The 395-nt window shown below is 49.1% G+C and carries 1 protein-coding gene; it reads left to right on the top strand.

Annotated elements, in window-relative coordinates; all coding sequences use genetic code 11:
- Window positions 1-234 (top strand): WYL domain-containing protein (locus SB773_RS30245; protein WP_410593883.1); only part of this gene is annotated, 234 nt, incomplete at its 5' end.
- Between the last annotated feature and the right edge of the window lie 161 nt (window positions 235-395).

Genomic DNA, 395 nt, shown 5'->3' on the forward strand with positions numbered 1-395 from the left:
ATTTGGGTACGTGAGCAGGCCATGGATCGTCTCGCAGCTGAACGTTATGTAAAAATAGCTTCGACCCAGTCAAGCGAAAACGACTGGATCGAAGCTGAGGTGGAATTCCATACGCTTGAATCAGCGTGTGAGCTTGTGCTCGGCTACGGCGCACAAATGAAAGTTATAGAGCCTGCCGAGCTGCGGGAAAAAATCATTGCCGTCGCCTCGGCTACCATCAGTCTTTATCGTTAACTGGCACTTGCGACCTCTGTCCCTTTTGTTTCTTTGCCGATTACGAAAAGCACGATGGTGCCCGCTATAAGAACAACGGTAAACATCCCAAAAATGAACGTGTAGCTGTAGTGAAGGGCAGAGAAATAGCCGACGAGATAGGGTGGGATAATACTGCCGAT

This window comes from Bacillus sp. SIMBA_074, assembly GCF_046534555.1.
GTDB classification, from domain to species: domain Bacteria; phylum Bacillota; class Bacilli; order Bacillales; family Bacillaceae_G; genus Bacillus_A; species Bacillus_A mycoides.